Source organism: Mariniflexile sp. TRM1-10 (genome assembly GCF_003425985.1).
GTDB lineage: Bacteria > Bacteroidota > Bacteroidia > Flavobacteriales > Flavobacteriaceae > Mariniflexile.
In genome coordinates, this window is sequence record NZ_CP022985.1 from 2,504,038 (window position 1) to 2,527,950 (window position 23,913).

Annotated in this window: 28 protein-coding genes; 11 read left to right on the top strand and 17 right to left on the bottom strand. The window is 34.2% G+C overall.

Going from position 1 to position 23,913, the window contains the following annotated elements; all coding sequences use genetic code 11:
- Positions 1 to 20: 20 nt before the first annotated feature.
- The 3 genes from queA (at position 21) to CJ739_RS10605 (ending at position 3,552) form a co-directional block, all read left to right on the top strand.
- Positions 21 to 1,070 carry a tRNA preQ1(34) S-adenosylmethionine ribosyltransferase-isomerase QueA gene (gene queA / locus CJ739_RS10595; protein ID WP_117175104.1) on the top strand — a complete coding sequence of 350 codons (1,050 nt, stop codon included), beginning with the start codon at positions 21 to 23 and terminating at the stop codon, positions 1,068 to 1,070.
- Positions 1,071 to 1,428: 358 nt separating this feature from the next.
- Positions 1,429 to 2,469, top strand: coding sequence for a dual-specificity RNA methyltransferase RlmN (gene rlmN, locus CJ739_RS10600; protein ID WP_117175106.1), 1,041 nt, complete (start codon positions 1,429 to 1,431; stop codon positions 2,467 to 2,469).
- Positions 2,470 to 2,574: 105 nt separating this feature from the next.
- Complete coding sequence (locus CJ739_RS10605) at positions 2,575 to 3,552, top strand: polyprenyl synthetase family protein (protein WP_117175108.1); 978 nt, start codon at positions 2,575 to 2,577, stop codon at positions 3,550 to 3,552.
- Between the two features lie 222 nt (positions 3,553 to 3,774).
- Here CJ739_RS10605 and arsB read toward each other — a convergent pair whose 3' ends face one another.
- From arsB to CJ739_RS10635, 5 genes are all read right to left on the bottom strand, one after another.
- Positions 3,775 to 4,821, bottom strand: a complete 1,047-nt coding sequence (gene arsB, locus CJ739_RS10610; RefSeq protein ID WP_117175110.1) for an ACR3 family arsenite efflux transporter — start codon at positions 4,819 to 4,821, stop codon at positions 3,775 to 3,777.
- Positions 4,822 to 4,824: 3 nt separating this feature from the next.
- A complete protein-coding gene (locus CJ739_RS10615) occupies positions 4,825 to 5,457 on the bottom strand; it encodes an arsenate-mycothiol transferase ArsC (protein WP_117175112.1) in 633 nt (210 codons plus the stop codon).
- A 21-nt stretch (positions 5,458 to 5,478) separates the two neighbouring features.
- Positions 5,479 to 5,946 carry a DUF6428 family protein gene (locus CJ739_RS10620; protein WP_117175114.1) on the bottom strand — a complete coding sequence of 156 codons (468 nt, stop codon included), beginning with the start codon at positions 5,944 to 5,946 and terminating at the stop codon, positions 5,479 to 5,481.
- Positions 5,947 to 6,278: 332 nt separating this feature from the next.
- Positions 6,279 to 6,608: an ArsR/SmtB family transcription factor gene (locus CJ739_RS10630; RefSeq protein ID WP_117175118.1), complete on the bottom strand. Its 330-nt coding sequence runs from the start codon at positions 6,606 to 6,608 to the stop codon at positions 6,279 to 6,281.
- A gap of 90 nt (positions 6,609 to 6,698) precedes the next feature.
- Positions 6,699 to 6,881, bottom strand: coding sequence for a hypothetical protein (locus tag CJ739_RS10635; RefSeq protein WP_117175120.1), 183 nt, complete (start codon positions 6,879 to 6,881; stop codon positions 6,699 to 6,701).
- 145 nt (positions 6,882 to 7,026) lie between these two features.
- Between CJ739_RS10635 and CJ739_RS10640 the strand changes: the two genes are divergently transcribed.
- The 4 genes from CJ739_RS10640 to CJ739_RS10655 all read left to right on the top strand — a co-directional run bounded on the left by CJ739_RS10640 (position 7,027) and on the right by CJ739_RS10655 (position 11,169).
- Complete coding sequence (locus CJ739_RS10640; protein WP_117175122.1) at positions 7,027 to 7,605, top strand: RNA polymerase sigma factor; 579 nt, start codon at positions 7,027 to 7,029, stop codon at positions 7,603 to 7,605.
- Positions 7,592 to 8,338, top strand: a complete 747-nt coding sequence (locus tag CJ739_RS10645) for a hypothetical protein (RefSeq protein WP_117175124.1) — start codon at positions 7,592 to 7,594, stop codon at positions 8,336 to 8,338. The genes CJ739_RS10640 and CJ739_RS10645 overlap by 14 nt, the downstream gene beginning before the upstream one ends.
- A 153-nt stretch (positions 8,339 to 8,491) precedes the next feature.
- On the top strand, positions 8,492 to 9,571 hold the full coding sequence (locus CJ739_RS10650; protein ID WP_117175126.1) for a hypothetical protein: 1,080 nt from the start codon (positions 8,492 to 8,494) through the stop codon (positions 9,569 to 9,571).
- 290 nt (positions 9,572 to 9,861) lie between these two features.
- On the top strand, positions 9,862 to 11,169 hold the full coding sequence (locus CJ739_RS10655) for an IS110 family RNA-guided transposase (protein ID WP_117172209.1): 1,308 nt from the start codon (positions 9,862 to 9,864) through the stop codon (positions 11,167 to 11,169).
- Between the two features lie 176 nt (positions 11,170 to 11,345).
- Here CJ739_RS10655 and chrA read toward each other — a convergent pair whose 3' ends face one another.
- The 3 genes from chrA to CJ739_RS10670 all read right to left on the bottom strand — a co-directional run bounded on the left by chrA (position 11,346) and on the right by CJ739_RS10670 (position 13,660).
- Positions 11,346 to 12,662 carry a chromate efflux transporter gene (gene chrA, locus CJ739_RS10660; RefSeq protein ID WP_205419355.1) on the bottom strand — a complete coding sequence of 439 codons (1,317 nt, stop codon included), beginning with the start codon at positions 12,660 to 12,662 and terminating at the stop codon, positions 11,346 to 11,348.
- Positions 12,659 to 13,384, bottom strand: coding sequence for a superoxide dismutase (locus CJ739_RS10665; RefSeq protein ID WP_117175128.1), 726 nt, complete (start codon positions 13,382 to 13,384; stop codon positions 12,659 to 12,661). Before CJ739_RS10665 ends, chrA begins: the two co-directional genes overlap by 4 nt.
- An 81-nt stretch (positions 13,385 to 13,465) precedes the next feature.
- Complete coding sequence (locus CJ739_RS10670; RefSeq protein ID WP_117175130.1) at positions 13,466 to 13,660, bottom strand: SymE family type I addiction module toxin; 195 nt, start codon at positions 13,658 to 13,660, stop codon at positions 13,466 to 13,468.
- A 98-nt stretch (positions 13,661 to 13,758) separates the two neighbouring features.
- Between CJ739_RS10670 and CJ739_RS10675 the strand changes: the two genes are divergently transcribed.
- Positions 13,759 to 13,974 (top strand): helix-turn-helix domain-containing protein, encoded by a 216-nt coding sequence (locus CJ739_RS10675; RefSeq protein WP_117175132.1) that lies wholly within the window; start codon positions 13,759 to 13,761, stop codon positions 13,972 to 13,974.
- A gap of 194 nt (positions 13,975 to 14,168) precedes the next feature.
- On the opposite strand, the gene CJ739_RS10680 is transcribed toward CJ739_RS10675, so the two are convergent.
- The 6 genes from CJ739_RS10680 to CJ739_RS10710 all read right to left on the bottom strand — a co-directional run bounded on the left by CJ739_RS10680 (position 14,169) and on the right by CJ739_RS10710 (position 18,256).
- On the bottom strand, positions 14,169 to 14,588 hold the full coding sequence (locus CJ739_RS10680) for a hypothetical protein (RefSeq protein ID WP_117175133.1): 420 nt from the start codon (positions 14,586 to 14,588) through the stop codon (positions 14,169 to 14,171).
- 19 nt (positions 14,589 to 14,607) lie between these two features.
- On the bottom strand, positions 14,608 to 15,417 hold the full coding sequence (locus tag CJ739_RS10685) for a hypothetical protein (RefSeq protein ID WP_162880188.1): 810 nt from the start codon (positions 15,415 to 15,417) through the stop codon (positions 14,608 to 14,610).
- 156 nt (positions 15,418 to 15,573) lie between these two features.
- The gene (locus tag CJ739_RS10695; RefSeq protein WP_117175136.1) at positions 15,574 to 16,335 is read right to left on the bottom strand and encodes a hypothetical protein; all 762 of its coding nucleotides are present in this window, start codon (positions 16,333 to 16,335) and stop codon (positions 15,574 to 15,576) included.
- Positions 16,313 to 16,585: a hypothetical protein gene (locus tag CJ739_RS10700; RefSeq protein WP_162880189.1), complete on the bottom strand. Its 273-nt coding sequence runs from the start codon at positions 16,583 to 16,585 to the stop codon at positions 16,313 to 16,315. Before CJ739_RS10700 ends, CJ739_RS10695 begins: the two co-directional genes overlap by 23 nt.
- 184 nt (positions 16,586 to 16,769) lie before the next feature.
- Positions 16,770 to 17,477 (bottom strand): hypothetical protein, encoded by a 708-nt coding sequence (locus CJ739_RS10705; protein WP_117175138.1) that lies wholly within the window; start codon positions 17,475 to 17,477, stop codon positions 16,770 to 16,772.
- Positions 17,478 to 17,701: 224 nt separating this feature from the next.
- Positions 17,702 to 18,256, bottom strand: coding sequence for an NADPH-dependent FMN reductase (locus CJ739_RS10710; protein WP_117175139.1), 555 nt, complete (start codon positions 18,254 to 18,256; stop codon positions 17,702 to 17,704).
- Between the two features lie 176 nt (positions 18,257 to 18,432).
- Here CJ739_RS10710 and dnaG point away from each other — a divergent pair, with 176 nt between their 5' ends.
- Positions 18,433 to 20,391, top strand: a complete 1,959-nt coding sequence (dnaG, locus tag CJ739_RS10715) for a DNA primase (RefSeq protein ID WP_117175140.1) — start codon at positions 18,433 to 18,435, stop codon at positions 20,389 to 20,391.
- Here dnaG and CJ739_RS10720 read toward each other — a convergent pair.
- Positions 20,386 to 21,021: a response regulator transcription factor gene (locus CJ739_RS10720; protein WP_117175142.1), complete on the bottom strand. Its 636-nt coding sequence runs from the start codon at positions 21,019 to 21,021 to the stop codon at positions 20,386 to 20,388. The genes dnaG and CJ739_RS10720 overlap by 6 nt on opposite strands.
- A gap of 104 nt (positions 21,022 to 21,125) precedes the next feature.
- The gene (gene nadE, locus CJ739_RS10725) at positions 21,126 to 21,914 is read right to left on the bottom strand and encodes an NAD(+) synthase (RefSeq protein WP_117175144.1); all 789 of its coding nucleotides are present in this window, start codon (positions 21,912 to 21,914) and stop codon (positions 21,126 to 21,128) included.
- A gap of 92 nt (positions 21,915 to 22,006) precedes the next feature.
- On the opposite strand from nadE, the gene gldB reads away from it, so the two are divergent.
- A complete protein-coding gene (gldB, locus tag CJ739_RS10730) occupies positions 22,007 to 22,969 on the top strand; it encodes a gliding motility lipoprotein GldB (RefSeq protein WP_117175146.1) in 963 nt (320 codons plus the stop codon).
- Entirely contained in the window at positions 22,969 to 23,301 is a 333-nt protein-coding gene (gldC, locus tag CJ739_RS10735) for a gliding motility protein GldC (protein ID WP_117175147.1), read from the top strand. Before gldB ends, gldC begins: the two co-directional genes overlap by 1 nt.
- Positions 23,302 to 23,325: 24 nt before the next feature.
- Here the strand turns inward: gldC and def are convergent, their stop codons facing one another.
- The gene (gene def / locus CJ739_RS10740; protein ID WP_236951488.1) at positions 23,326 to 23,892 is read right to left on the bottom strand and encodes a peptide deformylase; all 567 of its coding nucleotides are present in this window, start codon (positions 23,890 to 23,892) and stop codon (positions 23,326 to 23,328) included.
- Between the last annotated feature and the right edge of the window lie 21 nt (positions 23,893 to 23,913).

The following is a 23,913-nucleotide window of genomic DNA, read 5'->3' on the forward strand; positions in this document are numbered from 1 at the left end:
ACTTTTAAACTTTATTTTAAATGAAATTATCACACTTTGGTTTTAATTTACCAGAAGAATTATTAGCAGAATATCCAGCAGAAAATAGAGATGAATCTCGTTTAATGGTTTTAGATAGAAAAAAGCAAACCATCGAACATAAAATGTTTAAAGATATTATCAACTATTTTGATGAAGATGATGTTTTAATTCTAAATAACACTAAAGTATTTCCTGCTAGATTATACGGTAATAAAGAAAAAACAGGGGCCAGAATCGAGGTGTTTTTATTAAGAGAGTTAAACGAAGAACAACGCCTTTGGGATGTGTTGGTTGATCCTGCACGTAAAATAAGAATTGGTAATAAACTATACTTTGGTGACGACGATACATTAGTAGCAGAAGTTATTGATAACACGACATCTCGTGGTCGTACATTACGTTTTTTATATGATGGATCTTATAAGGAATTCCGTAGAAAATTAAACGAATTAGGTGAAACACCACTTCCGAAATACATAAAAAGAGAAGTGCAACCCGAAGATGAAGAACGTTACCAAACCATTTATGCTAAAAATGAAGGTGCTGTAGCAGCTCCAACTGCCGGACTTCATTTTTCAAAACATCTATTAAAACGTTTAGAAATTAAAGGTGTTAAATTTGCTGAGGTGACGTTGCATGTTGGTTTAGGAACTTTTAATCCAGTTGAAGTTGAAGATCTTTCTAAGCACAAAATGGATAGTGAAGAGCTTAAAATAGATGAAAAAGCAGTAGAAATAGTAAATAAAGGTATCCAAAATAAAAAACGTGTTTGTGCGGTAGGTACTACAGCAATGCGTGCTATAGAAAGTTCGGTCTCATCAGGCGGACGATTAAATGAAGTTGATGGATGGACAAACAAATTCATTTTTCCTCCTTACGATTTTAGTATCGCTAACTGCATGATTACTAACTTTCATACGCCAAAATCAACCTTGTTGATGATGGTTTCGGCATTTGCAGGCCATGATTTTATTAAAAAAGCTTACGAAGAAGCCGTAAAAGAAAAGTATAAATTCTACAGTTATGGCGATGCCATGTTAATCATATAAATTCTAAAAAGCCTTGTTAATTCAAGGCTTTTTTATTCCTGCGAAAGCAGGAATCCATTAAAAAAGCATTCTAAGTAATTTTTAGGTATTAGGGCACACTTCGTCTGGGTTCAGGAGAAGCGGTCGCGTTTTCGGCAGTCGTTTCCCGATGGAAAAATCGGGAGAGCTCCAACAATGCCTCAATCGCTAATGCAAATCACAACTACAATTCATAAATCGTCAATCGTTACTCGTTACTCGTTAATCGTGAGACATGAATCGTGAAACGTGAAAATAAAAAATCTTAAATCGTTAAACAAAGAGTTTCCCTCCTTTGGAGGGATTAAGGGAGGATATTTTCCCTATTTTTGCATCACTTATGGCAACAACTAAAAAAGATATTCGCGCATTGAGCAAAGAACAACTTCGTGAGTTCTTCGAAAAACAAGGTGATAAAGCCTTTCGAGGGAATCAGGTTTATGAATGGTTGTGGCAAAAAGGAGCGCATACATTTGATGATATGACGAATGTTTCCAAAGAAACCCGTCAAATGCTGGAAGATAATTTTGTTATCAACCATATAAAAGTCGATACTATGCAGCGTAGTAGCGATGGCACGGTTAAAAATGCAGTGCGTTTGCATGATGGCTTAATTGTAGAGTCTGTCTTAATTCCAACAGCAACCAGAACAACGGCATGTGTGTCAAGTCAAGTAGGCTGTAGCTTAGATTGTAGGTTTTGTGCCACAGCGCGGTTAAAACGTATGCGTAATTTAAACCCCGATGAAATTTACGATCAAGTAGTTGCCATCGATAACGAAAGTAAATTGTATTTCAATCGACCATTAAGTAATATCGTATTTATGGGTATGGGTGAACCACTTATGAATTATAATAACGTTATTAAAGCCATCGATAAGATTACATCTCCCGAAGGTTTGGGAATGTCGCCAAAACGTATAACCGTTTCAACATCGGGCGTGCCTAAAATGATAAAAAAGATGGCAGATGATGCCGTGAAATTTAATTTAGCGGTCTCGTTGCATTCAGCTATCGATGCGGTTAGAACCACCATTATGCCTTTTAATGAAAATTTTCCGTTAGACGATTTACGAGAAGCTTTAGAATATTGGTATGCTAAAACCAAGCGTAAAATAAGTTATGAATACGTGGTTTGGAAAGGCATTAACGATACACAAAAAGATATTGATGCTTTTGTGAAATTCTGTAAATATGTGCCCTGTAAAGTCAATATTATTGAATACAATCCTATTGATGATGGTGAGTTCCAACAAGCATCAAACGAAGCACTGGAAAATTATATTGCTAACTTAGAAAAAAACAGAATTGTAGTGAATGTGCGCCGAAGTAGAGGTAAGGACATTGATGCGGCATGCGGACAATTAGCAAATAAAAGTTAAAAGGTATTTTGTTATATGTGTTAAGGTTAGACCTACTCGCTAAATAATGAATTCAATAGTAAACTTTTTAATTAATTCATTTGAAATAGTATATTTAAACTCTGAATGAAAATAGTAGAGCAAATAAAACAACCCATAGCCTTTGAAATGGACCTTTTCGAGCAAAAGTTCTTGCTTTCAATGTCTAGTAAAGTGGCTTTACTTAACAGAATTACAACTTATATAGTAAACCGAAAAGGCAAGCAAATGCGTCCCATGTTTGTGTTTTTGGTGGCAAAAATGGTATCGAACGGAGAAGTAAGCGAGCGTACCTACAGAGGTGCTTCGGTTATTGAGCTCATCCACACGGCTACTTTGGTACATGATGACGTGGTAGATGACAGCAATCGCCGCCGCGGATTTTTCTCTGTAAATGCCCTTTGGAAGAACAAAATAGCCGTTTTAATTGGCGATTATCTATTGTCAAAAGGGTTGCTTTTAAGTATTGATAATAGCGATTTTGATTTACTTAAAATCATCTCTATTGCGGTACGTGAAATGAGCGAAGGCGAATTGCTTCAAATTGAAAAAGCCCGTAAACTTGATATTACAGAAGCTGTTTATTATGAAATTATACGTCAAAAAACAGCCACTTTAATCGCTGCGTGTTGTAGTTTGGGCGCTGCTTCTGTAAAACCAGAGTCGCTTCATGTAGAATCTATGCGTAAGTTTGGAGAGCTTATAGGTATGGCATTTCAAATAAAAGATGATTTATTCGATTATAGTGACGACCAAATAGGGAAACCAACGGGTATTGATATTAAAGAGCAAAAAATGACTTTGCCTTTAATTTATGTGCTAAATCAAGCCGATAAAAAAGATAAAAAGTGGTTGATCAATTCCATAAAAAACCATAATAAAGACACAAAACGTGTTAAGGAAGTGATAGCTTTTGTTAAAAACAATGGTGGTTTAGATTATGCCATCACTAAAATGAAGCAATTTCAAGAAGAGGCACTACAAATTCTTCAAACCTATCCAGAATCTGATTATAAAAGTTCACTAGTATTGATGGTGAATTATGTTATTGACAGAAAGAAGTAAAATGAGATATCTTTTTATTCTAAAAAAAGCATTATAAAATGACGTTTAGTTTGTCAGACTGAGCTTGTCGAAGTCCATTACTGCCACTTCTTTCAGATAGCTTCGACGGGCTCAGCTTGACAGGCTGTTTTAATGCCATTTCCTTTCTCTTTTTTAAATCTAAAGGAGCTTGTCGAAGTCCCAAAATTTAAAAAATGTTATTGGTGTTCACTCCATATTATTTTATAATATTGGTTTTGCATAATACTTTTTCTTCAACCAAAACGACACTCGAACCAATAAAATCAATGCGGGAACTTCAACTAATGGACCAATGACTCCAGCAAATGCTTGTCCGGAATTCAGTCCGAAAACTGCAATGGCAACTGCAATGGCCAATTCAAAATTATTTCCTGCTGCTGTAAAAGCAACTGAAGCTGTCTTGTCGTATTCCGCTCCCATTGCTTTGGTAAAGAAAAACCCAATAATGAACATGAGGCTAAAATAGATAAGCAAAGGAATAGCAATAATCAATACATCCATTGGGATTTCAACGATTAATTCTCCCTTCAGTGAAAACATAACCACAATGGTAAATAAAAGGGCAATCAAGGTCATTGGGGATATGGTTGGAATGAATTTCTTAGTGTACCATGCCTCACCTTTTAGCCTCACTAAAATGAGCCTGCTCAATATTCCCATTACGAAAGGAATCCCTAAATAAATAGCGACACTTTCTGCAATTGTACTGATTGAAATATCCACAATAGCACCTTCAAATCCGAAATAGGGAGGAAGAACGGTAATAAAAATCCATGCATAAAAACTATATGCAAACACTTGAAAAATACTGTTCAAAGCAACCAATCCTGCACCATATTCGCTACTGCCTTCAGCAAGGTCGTTCCATACCAAAACCATTGCAATGCAACGAGCCAAACCAATTAAAATGAGTCCAACCATATATTCGGGATAGTCACGTAAAAATGTAATAGCTAATACAAACATTAAAACAGGGCCAATTATCCAATTTAGAATAAGTGAAATCGAAAGGATTTTTGTGTTTCTGAAAACTTTCGGCAACAGAGAATAGTTAACCTTTGCCAAGGGAGGATACATCATTAATATTAAGCCGATTGCAATGGGAATATTCGTTGTTCCGCTACTAAACGAATTTATGATGTTGGGAAATGTAGGGATAAAATATCCCAGTCCAACCCCAATAGCCATGGCGACAAATATCCATAAAGTCAGATTTCTGTCAAGGAAACTTAATTTTTTTGTTGCCATTTTTTATGAATTGATTTGAGAGAAAACGTAAAATAATTCAGTTGCAATTTGCAGACTTCTTTCATTGTATTTTTCAGCCTGTCGTGGCGTGTTGTCAAATGCTTTTGGGTCTTCAAAAGTTATAGGAATACGTTTCTCTGCTCCTGGAACAAACGGACATGCTTCATTTGCTGAATCACAGGTCATAATAGCTGCAAATCCAGATTTCGGATTAAAATCATCATCCAGTTTTTTTGAAAATCCAATAATAGGATGCTCGTTTTTAGCGTATTTAATACTGTAAACAGGGTTGTTGCCTTCTGAAATCGTTTTGACTTCAAAACCTGAATTTTGCAACGTTTTTGCCGCCATTGGGAAAAGTGCCGTAGCTTCTGTGCCACCTGAATAACAAAACACATTTTTAATATTAAAGTAGTTAGCCATTGTTTGTGCCCAAACTTGTGACAAATGACTCCTTCGTGAATTGTGGGTACAGATAAAGTTGATTCGAATGTCCTGTCCATTTGAAACTTTTGACTGAATAAAATCAGCTAGCGGTTGTAAAACAGCTTTACGTTCCTCTGTAATAGTTTGGGGATTTAATTCCTTGATTAATTTTTCTATTCCTGAAAATAAGGTTGATTGTGTTGTTGTCATTTCTTAACGTTTGTTTTATTGTTAGCAACAATTTCCATCTGGCGAACAACAAGGTTCATTGTTCAAATCAGCTAATTTTACTTTTGTTTTTTCTGTAGGAACTCCGCATTTGTCTTTTGCCAAGCAATCGGTTTGTTTAGATGTCAACAAGAAATTTTTACCGTCGAAATCCAATCCAAATTTTTGTATGGTTTCGCCTTGAAACTCCACTTCTATTTCTACATCTTCCAAACCTAAAACCTTTTCAGACAATTCTATGATGTGGATGAGCTTTTCTGGATGCAATCTGTGGCTATAGTCGTTGGCATTCCAAAGTTGAAAGTTTACCACTTCTTCATTTCTTACAGTGCCACCACAATCAATAAAATGTTTTGTGACTTTACCAACTTCTGTGACGTGAAAGTGGCTAGGTACTAAAGTTCCGTTTGGCAATTGAAAACCTATGGTTTCTAATTCTTTTAATGCTGATTTTACTTCTGATAGTTTCATCTTTTTATTTTTTTAATCTAAATAATTCCCCGACGGCTCTGCCTCGGGGTGTCCAATTCACCTCTCCTTTGGAGGAGAGGTCAGAACTGCACGAAAAGGCAGTTCTGGGTGAGGTAAAATACAAAATTTCGGTTTTTGACCCTGAGGTCAAAATGAAACAGGCGAAATACCTCTGTGGCTCTGCCTCGAGGATAAGTCTGTTTCAAGAAATTTTTTATTGGTCACATGCAGTTCGCTATTCATCCTTGTTTTGATTAATAAACCTTTTAGCATGCTCGTTTCATAACTATATTTATTTATTGCGATGATACGATTAATGAGTTCAATTTTTTTTAGCAACAATCTGTTTTAGGGATGTCTTGGTCTAAAAATTGGTGCATAACATCTTTCATTTTAGACCAATTTTCGGTGTTGATACAATAGCAAACGCTTGTTCCTTCCACATTTCCTTTGATTAATCCTAAATGCTTTAATTCTTTTAAATGCTGTGAAATTGTAGGTTGTGCCAATCCAATTTCACTGACCAAATCACCACAAACACACGAGTTGATTTTGAATAAGTGTTGTAGAATGGCTACCCTTGCAGGGTGTCCAAAGACTTTGGCAAACAAAGAAATTTCGTTTTGCTCATCGGTAAACATGTCGGTTTTGGCTAATCCCATTTTTTATTTAATTGTTTCATTGCAATATTACGATTAATATGTGAGCTATCAAAAATATTTTACAGAAATTCTTTTGAAAATTTATTACTACTACTGGATGTGAGCTAAATGAGGTTGGTAGCTATTGCTTGTGTTAGAAAAGTAAACCGAATTAATATTTGCAGAACTATTTCTTATGTCCTCTTTCATTCCTTCAATATAATTACGTAAACCTTGAGGATCAATACTTTCAATTGTGTTATATTTAATGGTGTTTTCTAGTTTTCCATGCAAAAATATCAAATTGTTTTAAGAAAAAACAGGTGTTTAATTTACTAATTAATCCAACTTAAAATTATATTTAAGACGAGTTCTAAAAAAAAAATTGGATCAGGCAACCATTAACATAAAATTGGCGTCTTTATAAACAGAAGGCTAAATGAAATCATTTTTGAAAGTCATACAACTCCATAAGAACGAATCGGCACTCATTAAAAGTGCCATTAAAAACAATCGTGAGGCACAGCATGTGCTGTATGAGTTGTTTGCGCCAAAAATGCTGAGTGTTTGCAGGTATTATATTAAAGATTTGCAACATGCCGAAGAAGCCATGCTTAACGGATTTTTTAAAGTGTTTTCCAATTTAAGCAGTTTTAGGGCAGAAGGTAGTTTTGAAGGATGGATTCGGCGTATTATGGTAAGAGAGTCCATTTCGTTTTTAAGACAGCAAAAGCAAGTTGAATTTCCTGTTGAAGAAGTCGATTTCAAAAATGATTACAGTAATCATATAAATACAGATATTGAGGTTGCCCAAATACAACAACTTATAGATGGGCTTCCAGAAGGCTATAAAATGGTGTTCGTTATGTATGCCATTGAGGGGTATAAACATCATGAAATTTCAGATATGCTAGGTATTACCGAAGGCACATCAAAATCGCAATTATTTAAAGCACGAAAAATGCTTCAGGAACGGTTACAGGAATTGGAAAAAACAACAAGTTATGGAATCAAATAAATTTGACAACAGTATAAAAGATAAACTAGAAAGCAGAAGCTTACAGCCATCAAACAATGCATGGGCGAAACTTTCGGAACGTTTGGAAAAGGAAGACAAAAAACAAAATAATAAAGCTATTTGGTGGTTAGGTATTGCAGCCAGTATTGTAGGTGTTTTGTTTGTTGCATTTCAATTTTTTAATACCGAAGACGTGAAGCCCGTAATAGTCGATTCACCAAGAGTTATTCAGAAAAATGAAAACATACAAGTTGCTGTTGATGAGGTAAACGTATCAAAAGGTGTCGAAAAAGAAATACAGATTAATGAGAAGGTCGAAAAGCTTCCGTTAGAACATGATTCAACCATTCAAATTAATGAAGGTACTGTTGCTATTACTAAGTACAAAACCCTAATTAAAAAAGAAGAAGAAGTGCTTCAACCAGTAAAAGTGGCGCAAGAAAGTTTAACGTTTGAAGCCCAAAAAGTACAGGATGTTGTAGCTAAGGTACAGCTGCTAAAAGATAATAACCAAGAGGTTTCGGATGCTGTTATTGATGCGCTGTTGCTTGAAGCACAACAAGAAATACGATTGAAACAATTATATAACAAAACGAGTGGCGTGGTCGATGCCAATATGTTGCTTCAAGATGTTGAAAACGATTTAGACCAATCCTTTAGAAGTAAAGTTTTTGAAGCTATAAAAGCAAGCTATAATTCGGTAAAAACAGCTGTGGCTCAACGAAACGATTAATAAATTCCTGTGAAAACAGGAATCCCATCAATAAATAGAAAAAACATAATCCATAAAATAGATTATCATCAATCATCAATCATTAACAAACGCTGAAAATAGTATCTTGAGCACGGTCGAAAGGGTATTTCAGCATAAAAAAAACGAACAGTTATGCAAACAATTACCAAGTATTTAGCGTTAGCTGCGCTATGTTTAAGTGTGCAATTAATCAATGCACAAGACACAATCCAAAAGACAAATAACAAGGACAAAATTGAAGCCTTGCTAAAAGTAAAAGAGCAAATTCAAAATGAAGAACGCGATTTTTTGAAAGTAGAAGTTGAGGCTATTAATAAACGGTTGGAAAATGGTACTATTTCTAGTACTGAAGCTGAAATACTAAAAAAAGAAGCGGCAAAAAAACGTGCCTTAAATATTGAAAATCGCATGGCTATTATTGATAATAAAATAGCACTTTTAGAACGAAATGAAGATGGTTACCAAACCAATAACGATGAAAACACCTCTGAAATTGGTATTAGTATAGGTGGTGATGAGGGTAGTTTTGCAGGTTTTAGAATTAAAAAAGATAACAAACCTAAAAAATACGATTTACGTACTACAAGTGATTTTGTTTTGGCATTCGGATTAAACAATGCCATTATTGAAGGTGAAAAGCTGGACAATTCACCCTATAAATTTGGCGGGTCACGTTTTTTCGAAATAGGATGGGCGTGGAAAACACGTGTGTTTAAAGAATCTAATTTTATGCGCTTTAAATATGGGTATTCGCTTCAGATAAATGGTTTAAAGCCAACCGATAACCAGTATTTTGTTCAGCAAGGAAACCAAACAACTTTAGAGGTTTTTCCTGAGGATTTAAAAAAATCGAAACTATCCATTACCAATTTAGTGTTTCCAGTGCATTTTGAATTCGGACCTTCAAAAAAAATAGAGAAAGACACTTATTTTAGATATTCAACCGACAACCAATTTAAAATAGGACTTGGAGGTTATGGCGGATTTAACATTGGCACACGCCAAAAATTAAAATACGAGTTAGATGGCGATAGAAAAAAAGAAAAGCAAAAACAAAGTTTTAATACCAGTAATTTGGTGTATGGTTTAAGTGGTTACATTGCTTTTGATGAAGTGGCGTTGTATGTTAAATATGATTTATCACCCATTTTTAAAGACCAAGCCATCAAACAAAACAATATATCCATTGGTTTAAGGTTTGATATGGATTAGATGTAAACTTTGATTATAATGAGGCTGTCTAAAAAGTCCTTTAAATTTAATTTGTCAGGTTGAGACTTTTGTTAAAGTTTTTAACTAGCGAATGCGATGACGTATTTTGTGCAAGTTTAACAAAAAGTCACAATATTTCCGAGGCACAGCGTAGTGTTTATATACCTGTGGTTGAGTATGGTTTTCAGAAAATAGGGGTAGCGATTATGGTGCTTATTTATAATAATGCCCGAATGGTAGTCTAGCAAGCATAAAAATTTTCTGGGTGTGATTTTAAAAAATAATGTAGGATGAAAAAAATCAGGAAAAACGCAGGAGGGATCGATATCGGAGCCAAAAAAATCTTCATAGGTCTTGAAGATAAGGAGGTTCGCAGTTTTGATACCTTCACATCAGATCTGGAACAGGCGGTATCTTACTTAGAGGAAAACAATGTAACCTCAGTGGCCATGGAAGCCACGGGAGTGTATTGGGTCATCCTCTATGATATATTGAAGGCAAGAGGCATCGATGTATGGTTGGTGGATGGCAGGAGCACAAAACAAGTTCCAGGCAGAAAGACCGATGTAAAGGACTGTCAATGGATACAGCAATTGCACAGCTATGGTTTGTTGAACCGTTGTTTTGTTGCAGATGAACTGGTACATGAACTAAGGAGCTATCAACGCCTGCGCGAAGATCACATCCGTAGTGCTGCTATGCATATTAACCATATGCAAAAAGCACTGACCCTGATGAACGTTCGGCTAAAAGAAGTTCTGGACCAAGTTCACGGGGTAAGTGGATTGAAAATAATCAGGGCGATCTTAAAGGGCGAAAGGGATCCCGGGGTTTTGGTAAAGCTATGCCATGGGAGTGTGTTGAAAACAAAAAAGGAACTGATCCTTAAATCCTTGAAAGGGCACTACAATGAAGCAGGGCTATTTGCTTTGGGCCAAGCAGTGGTGTGCTATGATTTTTATCAACAACAAATTGCCGGTTGTGATCTGAAAATGGAAGAAGTCCTTAAAAAGATGGGGGCAAACCGGCCTAAAGTATCAAATAAGGCAACTCCACGAAAAAACGTGAGGCACCACAAACCAAATATAGAAGGAATGGACCGTTATCTATTGCAAATATTTGAAGGCAAAGATGCTACGGTCCTACCCGGTATAACAGATTATAATTGGATGCAGCTCCTATCGGAAATAGGGACTGATTTACATAAATGGAAAACAGAAAAGCATTTTACTTCCTGGTTGGGACTGGCGCCAAAACAGCACCATTCGGGCAAGATGAAAAAAAACTATAAGGCTAAAGGACAACCAAAGGCCGGCCTGATATTTAAGCAAGCGGCCACGAGCCTGCTCAACAGCAAGAAAATTGCATTGGGTGCTTTTGGCAGAAAGATAAGGGCAAAGAAAGGGGCATCACCGGCAATAAAGGCAATGGCAAGAAAACTGGCAGAGCTCTATTGGAAGCTATTTGTTAAAGGACTGTCATATGTAGAGAAGGGAATCAAAGATTATGAGGAGAAGATCTTGTTTAATAAACAAAAGAACATTATGAAAATGGCAAGAGAACTTGGTTTGTCAATTAGCTATAAAACAGCGGTTTAGCAAATACGTCAATGGTAGCTTGTCGAAACCGATATTGATTACCAGTAATTAAACTATTTCGACAAAGCCTGTGCTGAGCTTGTCGAAGTGCTCAATATGAACATAGAACTAGACCTTTTAGACAGCCTCGTTTCTTTTAATGGCTGGCGTATATATGCATACCCTTTTTCTGTCCTTTATAGTAGTGTCGTCAGGTAATAAACAAGTCCAAAAATCGCACTAATGCCTATCCAAGTTATCATCCCGATTTTAAGACGATACATGGCGATAAATGAAATTACAATCCAGCCTAATGCCACATAGTCCAGTCCAGAAAACAAAAGTTCTTTAGGAAATATGACAGCCTTGCCCAGATAGATAGTCAGGTTGAGAATAACACCAACAACTGCTGCCGTTACAAGCGAAAGTATTTCTTTTACTTTTTTGTTTTCCTGTGTCCGTTCAATAATGGGTGCACCTGCAAATATGAACAGAAAGCAAGGAAGAAAAGTGTAAAATGTTGTCGTTACCAGTCCGATGGTTCCCATGGCAAGTGAATTACCAAAGTGATTATGCCCTGCCATAAATCCAACAAATACAAGTACCATAATTAAAGGTCCTGGTGTTGTTTCGCCAAGTGCCAGGCCGTCGATCATTTGAAGATTTGTCAGCCAATTGAATTGTTCAACGCTTACCTGTGCTACATACGGTAACACGGCATAAGCTCCGCCAAAGGTTACAAATGCAGCTTTTGTAAAAAAGACCGATAGGCTTTTCCAAAATTGAAAATCGGATGTCAGGAAGTAGAAGGCTACAAGTGGAATTATCCATAACAAAATACTTGTTCCAACCTGCTTTAATAACCGCAACGGATTAAATCCTATATTTTGAATAACCACATTTTTGTTAATGTAATATGCATCTTCATCGATTTCCTTTTTACCCGTTAGATTATTGTTTGTTTTAAAGAATCTCGGGAATATTTGTCGGCTCAATGCCGCCAATATAACAGCGCCAAGAATAATTAATGGGAATGGCACGTTGAAAAAGAAAATACAAACAAAAGCAGCAAAAGCCACGAAATAATGAAACGGACTTAATAACGATTTTTTGCCAATTTTAATAAGTGCGAGAATTACTATGGCGATTACTGCGGGTTTAAGTCCGTTAAACATGGCGTAAATCCACGGGATGTTCCCAAAGGAAACGTAGATCATACTCAGTCCGAGAAGAATAAACATGGAAGGTAGTACAAACAATATACCTGCCGCCAATCCGCCTCTAATACCGTGAAGTAACCATCCGATATAAGCGGCCAACTGCTGTGCTTCAGGACCGGGTAAAACCATACAGTAATTCAAAGCGTGCAGAAATTTGCTATCGCTTATCCATTTCTTTTTGTCAACGAGATATTCATGCATAATGGCAATTTGCCCCGCAGGTCCTCCAAAGCTAATAAAGCCGAGTTTAGTCCAGAATTTTAATGCTTCCTTGAATGTCGGCTTCTCTTTCACTTGGTCAATTTTAATGCGTCGTCTAACCGTTGTGCGGCATTGTCCCAATTGATGATGTTGAACAGATTATCCACGAAGTCCGCCCGTTTGTTTTTGTATTTTAGGTAATATGAATGTTCCCAAACATCAATGACAAGTAAAGGAATAACACCCCATTGTGCAAGTTTTTCGTGGTTTTCACATTGTAAAATGGTTAGCTTGTCTGTATATGGCTGATAGCCCAAAATACCCCAACCATTTCCGTCAACGTCCTTGGATGTTTTCGCGAGATACATTTTTAATTTGTCGTAACTGCCAAAATCCTTTTCAATACGATTTAGTAAGTCACCTTTGGGATCCGTTTTTTTATTGCTAAGGTTTGTCCAAAATATGGAATGAAGAATGTGTGATGAAAGGTGAAAAGCCAATTTCTTTGTCCAAAAGTCAACCGTTTCAAGGTTGTTGTCGTCCAAAGCCTTTTTGATCATCTGCTGGTCTTTGTTTGCCCCTTTTACTGCCCCACCGTGATGGAACGTGTAATGAAGATATAAAGTTTCTTCGTCCATATATGGTTCTAAATGATTATTAGCATAAGCCAAAGGTTGGAGAATGAAATTACCATCCTTGTCAACCAATTTATCAATGTTGTTGCCAGTTAGGTTTTGGGCAAAAGCCGATGCCGATGGAACAAGTGTCGCTCCTCCAAGTATCAGTCCTGTTTTTAAAAAATCTTTTCTGTCCATAATTATCTGTTTTATATTTGCTATGCCGCCTTTCTAGAGTTTATAGAACCATAAAGATAAGAAACCGCCAGTTGGGCGTAGTTATTTTTCTTTCTTTTTGTCGGTCAGCGTGATAGTCAGTTTATTCTTTTGCTGTCTAACTTCAATTTCTTTTCCGATTTCAAATCCGAGTTCTTTCAGCCATCGTCCCTCTAGTCGGATTTCAGGAACAGGCGTATATTTCCATTCACGAGGTTGGAATTTTTTATAAATCTTTAGTTTTCTTAGTTTATTCAATCGTCATATTATTATTATATGACAAACCTACAAAACAAAATTCATTTGTCAAACTTTAATATGACAAAATTGTCGTAGAATTAATTGACATTTGTTTTGTGAACAAAGAGCAACTTAAAAAGAAAGTCGGTCAACGTATTGTTGAATTAAGAAGTCAAAAGGGCTGGAGCCAGTCTGATTTAGCTCGTGCTTGTAATAAAGATAGGCAAGCAATAGAGAAGTTAGAGAATGGGAAGGTGAATCCTACGCTTTATACTTTGCTTGAAGTTGCAAATGCTTTGGAGGTTTCTTTGAGAAATCTTATCAACTTCTAATGTTGCCTGTTTAATAATTTCATTTGAGTTTGAATTTCAAGTAAAGATGAGAGTTATTGCTAGCTTGTTATAACTAAAGTTGCGTGTTTGTATATGAGAACTTTTCTTAGGAATATTGAAAGCTAGCAGATTAGCAACTAGCTTGAGTTTATCTAAAACTAACGATTTTTATATATGGCTTATCTATAGAGTTTTTAATTCAGTTGCGTATATATTAAATCCAAGAATAATTTCCGATACATTATTAATTGAAATTTATCTTCTGGAATTTTACTCAGCGCATCAATTAAATAGTTGCTATCAGTTTTAAATTTCTCGAAAAATTCAGGCTTTATTTCTTTCCTATTTGCTTTTTGTAATAATTCCGAATAGCCGTTTATGCTTATTTCAGTCAGATATTTTTCTTGAATCAGTGAGTTTTCTAGTAAACTATGGATATTCTGTTTATAAATCAGTTTTCCTTCAATTGGTCCAACTTCAGTAACAAGTCGGTTGTATTTGATTTCAGAGCATAATTCAAATTTTTCATCCGCAATTAAGTCAGTCGTATTTTTTGTTGAACCACAAGATGTGATTAAGGTAAGTATTATTATTTGAAGCAATTTTTTATGCATGGTGTTGGTAACGGGCTCTTTATTTTCTGTTTAAAAATCTTATGTCGTTCATATTTTGTCCGTTTTCATAAGTTCCGATTTTTTTTAAATAATAATATCTTAATCTGTCTGAACACGATTTATAATTGTCATAACCTGCCACAGAATATTTTAACATTTTTATTGGTTTTAAGTTGTCTTTGTCAAATTCAAAACCTTTTCCAAAATATTCAATTCCGCCATTTGGATAGTCTTTTAGCTCATTAAAAACTTTGTTTATTAATAATCCAGCGACAATGTCATTTCCATTTTCAGAGTAAAATAGTGTGTCAATAATCGATTCTTTATATTCAAATTTTGTTGATAAATCAATTGCCCAATCTCTTTCGATTGTGTCATTATATGTTTTACCATCAAAATATCTTAAAGCTAATTCTGATGGTTTTTCAACGGTTTTAACTTTTATTAAACTGTCAACCAATTTTTGAATTTTGATTTTATCACGTTCATAAATATTTGGGTCAACTTTTACATTATAAGCAAATTCGGTTGGCGTTGTTGTTTCAGTTATTTTCAGAGAAAATTCTTTGGTCAAATGAGTCATTGACAAAACTGCAAGAGGGCAACTTAAAATTAGTAGAAACCAAACACTTATTTTTTTGATATTATTCTTGAACGATAATAAAATAAATACGATTGTCGATAGAAATAAGATTAATGAAGTAATTGTAAAAGTGTCAATTATATTTCCTAATCTAGAACCATTTTTGTCGTTAATAATGTGAAAGATTGAAATTAAAATTCCAATTACTAAAATTCCATATAAAATTTTAATTCCTTGTTCTTTCATTTTTTTTTCAGTTTCCAACTAACGTGTTTGTATAATAATAGTGCGGTTTTGTGCGCAAGGATTTTCTGAAGGAAAATCAGAAGCTAGTAAACGAGTAACTAACATTGGTTTAGGTAAAACGAGCAATTTTTTATACACTTTGTTGTGCGTTCGTTTTTATTTGTTTTCTATGATATGCCATTCATTATTTACTTTATCGTATGAAAGATTTTTGCGATAATGGTTTAATAAAATAAAAGCCGAATCTACTTTTTTTCCTTTTAAACTAAAAACAGTGGTTGTATCATCATTCTTTATTTTATAAGATTTAGAGAAGTCGATACCATAATTTTCATTTATCAAATTTAATTTTTTTTCAAGTTCATAGTTTTTTGATTTTAAATTGATATTTGACTTGTATAAATTAAGGTTTGATTCGTATGATGATTTTAATAAGTTTAGTATGCTATCATTGTTATTTACGACTTCATGCCTTAATTTTACTGACTCTCCCATTAGACTTAACAAGCTATCATTTATGTTTACTAAATCATTATAAGTTACAATTTTGTCATCACGAACTTGATAACTGTATGAGGTTGTGATTGAATCATTTTGATTTATTCTTTTAATATCTAGTATTTTTTGAATTGTAGAATCAATTTTTAAATTTTCCAATTCAGAATTTACATTTTCAAGTTTAATATTATAAGAAGTTGATATAATAAGTAGTATCATAAGTAAAACGACTAAACTAAATAAAATGTGAAATATCTTTTTAACTCCTTTAAAGAAAGTTTTTATTTCAATTGTAGTTTCTAGTATTTCATTTAGTGATTTGTTGTCTTTCAGAGTTTCATCTTTTTGTAAAGTTTCTATTTTCTTTACAATTAGATTTAGAGAATCACTGATTGATTCATTTTTTGCTTCCTTGCTCATAATCAGTGATTTTTATTATTAATTCTTTGTTGTCTAATTTTAAAGATTCTATTTCGAACTTTAATGTTCGAACTTCCATAAAATTATTTTTTTTTATGTCCAATATCTCAACATTTTTCACATAATTGTTATAATAAATTCCTGCCGTAAATCCCATTCCTAATAATGTCAAAATAGATATGGCTGTACCAGCAGATGTGCCCATTTGTTTAATGAGAAATTGAAAAGATATTTTCTGCTTTTTAGCCATTAATGTATTTGAATGGTTTTATTATATTTATTTTTCTCAAATAACGCACAACGTTGCGGGTATAAAGCGTTGTGCGCACCAAGATAACAAATTTGGCTGAACTATGTTCAGCCGCGATGACCTTTGCGGAAGCAAAAGGTCAGACGCAATGATTTTATACTCTGTGTTATTAGGCACAGTGTTTTTATTTTAAGCCTATATTTTCGAGAAGTATTTCTCCCAATGTTGTTATTCTGGTATATTTAATTTGTTGTTGTCCAGAACTTTTTTCAAATACAGGAAGACCAGTTTTACTGTCAGTTTTGGGGTGGTTTACAACGAGACCTAATCTTTCTAAATGTAGTTTATAATTTTTTTGAATTGTAGATTTAATTATTTCTTCTTTATCCGCGCCTCTATATAAGTAAATCGGTTGCAAGATATTTTTTTGTTTCTCTCTAAATTCTTTATCTCCGTTTATAGTTGGTTCAAGGAAAAATCTTAACCAAATAATTTCAATATCATTTAGTTCTTGTATGATTTTTAAAAGAAATTTTGAATTTTCTATTTGAAGTTTGTCATTTGTTATTCCATTAATTACAATATTGGTAATATAGTTTCTTCTTTCTTTTGTTAAAGCTCTTGATGCTTGAAAAAAGCTTTCTTCGATTAAATCTATGAAAATTGGATTTTCTAATAAGTCTTTTAGATTCTCATTGGAAATTTTCAATATTTTTTCATCAAGTTCTTTAACATAAGCCGTTAATCTTTCTAATCGTTGATTTGGAATTGTATTTTCTACTATTTCACAAAGTAAGCTCCCTGCAAAAGGTACAGCACCAAGGACAGATTTAGAAACAGAAGTAATTATATCAGCTCTGTTTATTTTTATATTATTTGATTTATCTGTCATTTTTTGTTATTGTGCCTAACACTCGTATAACCATAATAAGCAGTAGTACAATTATAGTTATATTGTGTATGTATGCAATATACTACTTTTTAATAAGGTATATAAAAATAAAAAAAGACACCTCATTATAAAATGTAGTTTCTTATGAATACTTGCTTTTTAGAAGCTTTTTATTTGTTTTGCTTATGTTTTTTGCCTTAGATTAAACCCAAAACAGCCATTTTTTATATATTTATACCTGTTGGTTTATTCGTCAGGTCTTTAAACGATCGAACAAATTTTTTCAGTTCATTTTCGGTTTCTTTATCAAGAATCTTTCCTTCCTTATCTACTTTGCCTTTTATGCCTTGAATGAGAAGTGTTGTTTCTTTTGTAAAATTTGTTTGTACGGTTTCCATAATCAGTTTCAGCGCTTCATGGCCTTTTATACCACTTGCGGAAGCTGTTATGAGTCCAATGGGTTTATCGGAAAAAACAGTTGTCGATACACACCACTCAATGGCGTTTTTAAGTCCGCTTGGGATACTGAAAACATATTCTGGCGTACAGATAATAATTCCGTTGGCAGTTGCAATTCTATTCCTAAATTCAACAATTTTTTCTGGTACATTTTTATAGGTCAGTTCTGTTTTGAAATGTGGTAATTCGGTCAAGTCATCCAATATATTTAATTCAAAATCAGACTTCCCAAATTCAGCTATAATTTTCAGGATGGCAAGATTCGCTGAATTTCGACTGGCGCTTCCACAAATTCCAAGTATTTTTTTCTTTTTAGCCATTTAGTTTTTTTAATTTTCAGGTAACTATATAAATATAAAATTGATTTAATGTTTTATACTTTAAGCCAAGCAAACATATAAATTTTTTCGTACAAATTCAAACTTCCAATAATTCTAAATTTCAAAAATCAATAGTTTATAATTACATTTACATTCTAAAAAGTAATTTTCCATAATTGATATCACCAGCTTCCATAGATTTAGTGTTTGAAACCGCTCGCGTAGAGGAGGTTATTGGCGATTTTGTGCAACTCAAAAAATCGGGCAGTAACTTTAAAGGCTTGAGTCCGTTTAGCGACGAGCGTTCTCCTAGTTTTATGGTGTCGCCCGTAAAACAAATATGGAAAGATTTTTCAACGGGTAAAGGCGGTACTGCGGTATCATTTTTAATGGAACATGAGCACTTTACCTATCCCGAAGCTATAAAATACCTGGCTAAAAAGTATAATATAGAAATTGAAGAAACCGAGCAAAGTAATGAACAAAAGGAAAAGGCTAGTGAACGCGAAAGTTTGTATTTGGTAAGTGAGTTTGCAAACACCTATTTTCAAAAAATACTACATAAAACCGACCAAGGAAAAGCGATTGGTTTAAGCTATTTTAAAGAACGCGGCTTTACAGAAGAAACTATTAAGAAATTCGATTTAGGCTACTCGTTAGATGAATGGCAAGCCTTTACGGACGAAGCTTTAAGACAAGGTTATAAACTGGAATTTTTAGAAAAAACAGGACTTACCATTGTCAAAGAAGAGAAGCGCTTCGATAGGTTTAAAGGGCGTGTTATGTTTCCAATAAAAAGTATGAGTGGGCGCGTATTGGGTTTTGGTGGCCGTATTTTAATTAATGATAAAAAAGCTGCTAAATACGTAAACTCACCCGAGAGTGATATTTACCATAAAAGTAATGTGCTTTACGGGATTTTTCATGCTAAACAAAGCATCGCTAAAGAAGATAATTGCTTTTTGGTTGAAGGCTATACCGATGTGATTCAGTTTCATCAAACAGGCGTAAAAAACGTGGTAGCTTCATCGGGAACCGCATTGACATCCGAACAAATCAGGCTCATAAATCGTCTAACCAAAAACATTACCGTTCTTTTTGATGGGGATGCTGCGGGTATGCGGGCATCGCTTCGTGGCATTGACTTAATTTTAGAACAAGGCATGAACGTTAAGGTTTGTTCGTTCCCCCAAGGTGAAGACCCCGATAGTTTTGCCAAACAAAATACGTTGGAAGAATTGTCTGTTTATTTAGCCGAAAACGCTAAGGATTTTATTCAGTTTAAAGCATCTATTTTATTTGAAGAGTCTAAAAACGACCCTATAAAAAAAGCCGATACGGTACGGGATATTGTAAATAGTATTTCTAAAATTCCAGACCGTATTCAAAAGGAAATCTATATTCAGGAATGCGCCAGAATTATGGATATAAGTGAGGAAGTGTTATTTAGTACACTGGCTCAAATCAACAAAAAAGAGTTTCAGGAAGAAAACAAGCAGTTTAAATCCGAACAAAAAGCTTTTGAGGTTATAAAGCATCAACAGCCTATAGAAAAAGTTGATATTCAGTATATTCTCGAGCGAAAAATAATTGAAGTATTGTTGCTTTACGGTAACAGAACCGAAGATTTTGAGGACTTAGTTTTAAAGGAAAATGCAAAAGGGGAGTTGGTTTTAGAACCTGTTATCCACCAAGCCAAAGTATTTGAAAAAGTGTTTTTAGATCTTCAGGATGATGAAATGGAATTTACCAATCCGCAATTTAAATCCTTGTATTACACGATTATAGATACCCTAAACCAAAACCCAGCGTTTGAACTTAAAAATTTTATTAATCAGGTAGATGCTAGTATGGGTAACGAAATCACCCATATTTTAATGGAAGATGAGCGCTATACCTTAGATAACTGGCAACGCATGAATATTTTTCCAAAGGAAAAAACACATACTGTTGCACAATTGGTAAGTGAAACTATTTTAAGTCTTCGATGTTTTTTAATAGACCAAAAAGTAAAAGAATTTCAGCAAGAAACCTTACAAAACAAAATAGACACGAATAGAAATATACTTGAAGAAGTAAAAGACTATTCGGGTCTAAAAATGTTGTTGTCTAGAAAACTTAATCGGGTGTTATGATGATAACGACTCGTTAAGTTTAGCTTGATTAACTAAATCAACTAAATTAGTAACTTTTAATTTACGCATTAAACGTGCCTTATAAGTACTAACCGTTTTTTCATTAATATCGAGTTCTTTAGAAATTTCTTTATTTTTTCTACCAATAGTTAAAAGTTTTAACACTTCTGCTTCTCTGGTTGACAGTTTTTTATAGAAAGATCCGCCTTTATTAACCCTGTTTCCAAAGGCTAATTGTTGCGTTAAATCGTTACTTAAATAAATACCGCCATCGTTAACTTTTAAAATAGCTTCGTTAATGGTAATAACGTTCTCTGATTTGTGTATGTAGCCATGAGCACCCGCTTTAATAGCGTTTACGGCATACACTTCTTCAGGTTGTGCGCTTAAAATAATAGTTTTAATGTCTGGATAATCATTTTTTAAATAACGTAAAACGGTTAAACCGTTAAGCTTTGGAAGATCAGCTTCAGTTAAAATAATGTCCACAGGATTTTTTTTGATGTATTCTAAAATGGCGTCGCCATTATCAACACTTGCAACAATTTTAATGTTAGAAGATGCCGAAAAAAGAACCTCAAGCCCTTTCCTGGTAATAGGGTGGTTGTCTGCTATCAATAATTTTATCATAATTGTAAAAGCTTTTTTTTATTATAATTTGGTTAGAGAGAATATTATAATTGAGAGAATAAGCTTGCCGTAAATGTAGTGAATATTTGGATAATGTGCAACATTTACATCAAATTATTAGGAATTTCGCAAATAGGTATAGGAATCATCTTATGTTTATTGGTAGTGTTAAAGCGTTTGTATATATTAAAGACGGCTTGTTCCCTGCCCGTAAAGTCTTCTGCATGTTTACCTATTTCATCCATTTTCATGGCCCATTCAAGCTCTGGATACGTTGCGCCTATTTGATCTTCATCAGTTCTATCATCCCCCCAAAGGCCATCAGTTGGTGCAGCTTCAATAATATCTTGATTAATACCTAAATGCTTTGCAATGGTATAGACTTCTGTTTTCAACAAATCGGCAATTGGACTTAAATCAACACCACCATCGCCATATTTTGTATAAAATCCAACACCAAAATCCTCAACTTTATTGCCAGTGCCTGCAACTAAATATTTATGTAAAGCTGCAAAATAATATAAAGAAGTCATTCGTAACCGGGCTCGCGTATTTGCTAAAGACATAAAACGCTCTTCTTCATTTTTTACAGGAGGCAAAGAAGCAACTAAACTATCAAATACAGGGGTTAGATTCACTTGCGTCATAATCACCTTTGGAAATTTTTCTTGTAACCATTCTATATGACGCAACGCTCTATTAACTTGCGAAGGTGATTGATGGATGGGCATTTCCAAACAGAGTAAAGAAAATCCTGTTTTGGCACAAAGTGTAGAAGTCACCGCAGAATCGATACCGCCAGACACACCAATAACAAAACCATTTACACCAGCTTTGGTTGCGTAATCTTTTAACCAATTAACTATATAATTTACAACTTTTTCTGTTTGCATATTAAATGAATTTAAAACTAAGAATAGTACCTTTGCAAACAAAAATAGACGAAACACTTAATTAATAAAAATTTATGGCGTTTAAGTTTTATATGAAGTATATATTAATTTTTTTAAGCATCATAGTAACGGTATTTTCTTGCAAAAATGAAAGTCAGTTAGAAAATAACATAGCCAAGATTAATTTAGATGCTCATATTGAAAGATTTGATTTGCTGTTTGCTGAAATTAATAGTGAAAATCTTCCTAAATTAAAGCAGGCATATCCTTTTATGTTTTCAGAAAAATATCAAGATTCTTTCTGGATTGAAAAGGCACAAGATACCTTGCAAAAACAACTATTTAAAGAGGTTGAAAAAGCGTTTTTGAATATGGATGAAACCGAATTGGAGATTGAATCTCTATTCAATCATTTAAAATATTATTTTCCAGAGTTTCATACGCCTAGAATTATTACAACGACAAGCGATGTCGATTATAGAAACCGCATTATTGTAACCGATACGATTGTGGTTATTGCATTAGATACTTATTTAGGTAGCAACCACAAATTTTATGAAAACATACCTAAATATTTAAGGGAGGATCTAAAAAAAGAACAAATAGTAGTCGATTTAGCAACAGAATATGCTGAAAAATACATCTATCAACAGCCAAGAAAGACTTTTTTGGACGAACTTATTTACTTCGGTAAACAACTGTATTTTAAAGATGTGGTTATTCCGTTTAAAATGGAGGCAGCGCGTATTGGGTACAACAAAGAACAACTTGATTGGGCCATAGCTAATGAAAGTTATATTTGGAGGTATTTTGTAGAGCGTGAATTGTTGTTTAGCACCGATGCTAAATTAGCTGGCAGATTTATTACACCTGCACCCTTTTCTAAATTTTATTTAGAAGGTATAGATACCGAATCGCCAGGGCGTTTAGGGCAATATATAGGTTGGCAAATAGTGAGGGCTTATATGCAGCAAAATGAAGTGTCTTTAAAAGACATGCTAATAAAAAGTCCTGAAGAAATTTTTAATAATTCAAAGTTTAAACCAAGAAAATAATGTCGAAGATTACATCCAAAATAGAATTAAACGTAGAACTTGATGCTAACAGAGTCCCAGAGAAACTCTCTTGGACCGCTGAAGATGGCGGTATAACCAACGAGGAAGCAAAAGCGATGATGTTGGCGGTTTGGGATTCTAAAGCCCAAGAAACCTTGCGTATTGACTTATGGACTAAAGATATGCCTGTTGATGAAATGAAAGTGTTTTTCCATCAAACCCTAGTGGCAATGAGCGATACGTTTCATCGAGCGACCCAAGATGAAAAAATGACTGCTACTATGAAAGATTTCTGTGATTACTTTGCTGAAAAGTTGGAGATTAAGAAATAGAAAAAGTTAAGATGAGTTCAATGATTAGTTTCTCGATTTAGCATCAGCCACTTCTTTTTTCAAATGGTCCAAATACAAAATGCCATTTAAATGGTCTATTTCATGTTGAAAAATTACCGATGTAAAACCTTCAACGGTTTCGGTTTTATGTTCAGCTTTCATCGTGTCGTATTCAATTACAATTGAAAAAGCTCGGGTGTTTAAGGTATCAGTTCTGTCGGGTATGGATAAACAGCCTTCTCTAAAGGTTTGCTTTTTATCTGAATAGGTTTTAATTACTGGATTTAAATACACTTCAAAAGGAAAATTTTCTTTATCAAATCGTTGCACCCAAATAATGTTTTTTAAAATACCCACTTGTGGCGCCGCAATACCAACGCCTAAAGATATACTGTCTCTAACGGTGGCATATAATCTTTTTACAAAACGTTGTAAAACAACATCGTTTGGGTTTACTTTAACGTCCTGACTTTTGGTTCTAAGCAATAACGAATCTCTTTTGTTGGTTATTTTGAAAACCCGCATGGGAGTTAGAGAATCTGAACTCATTATCATTTTGGATTGTTCAACCGAAAAAGAATTCTTCAACATGCTTTTTGATCCGTAACAAGA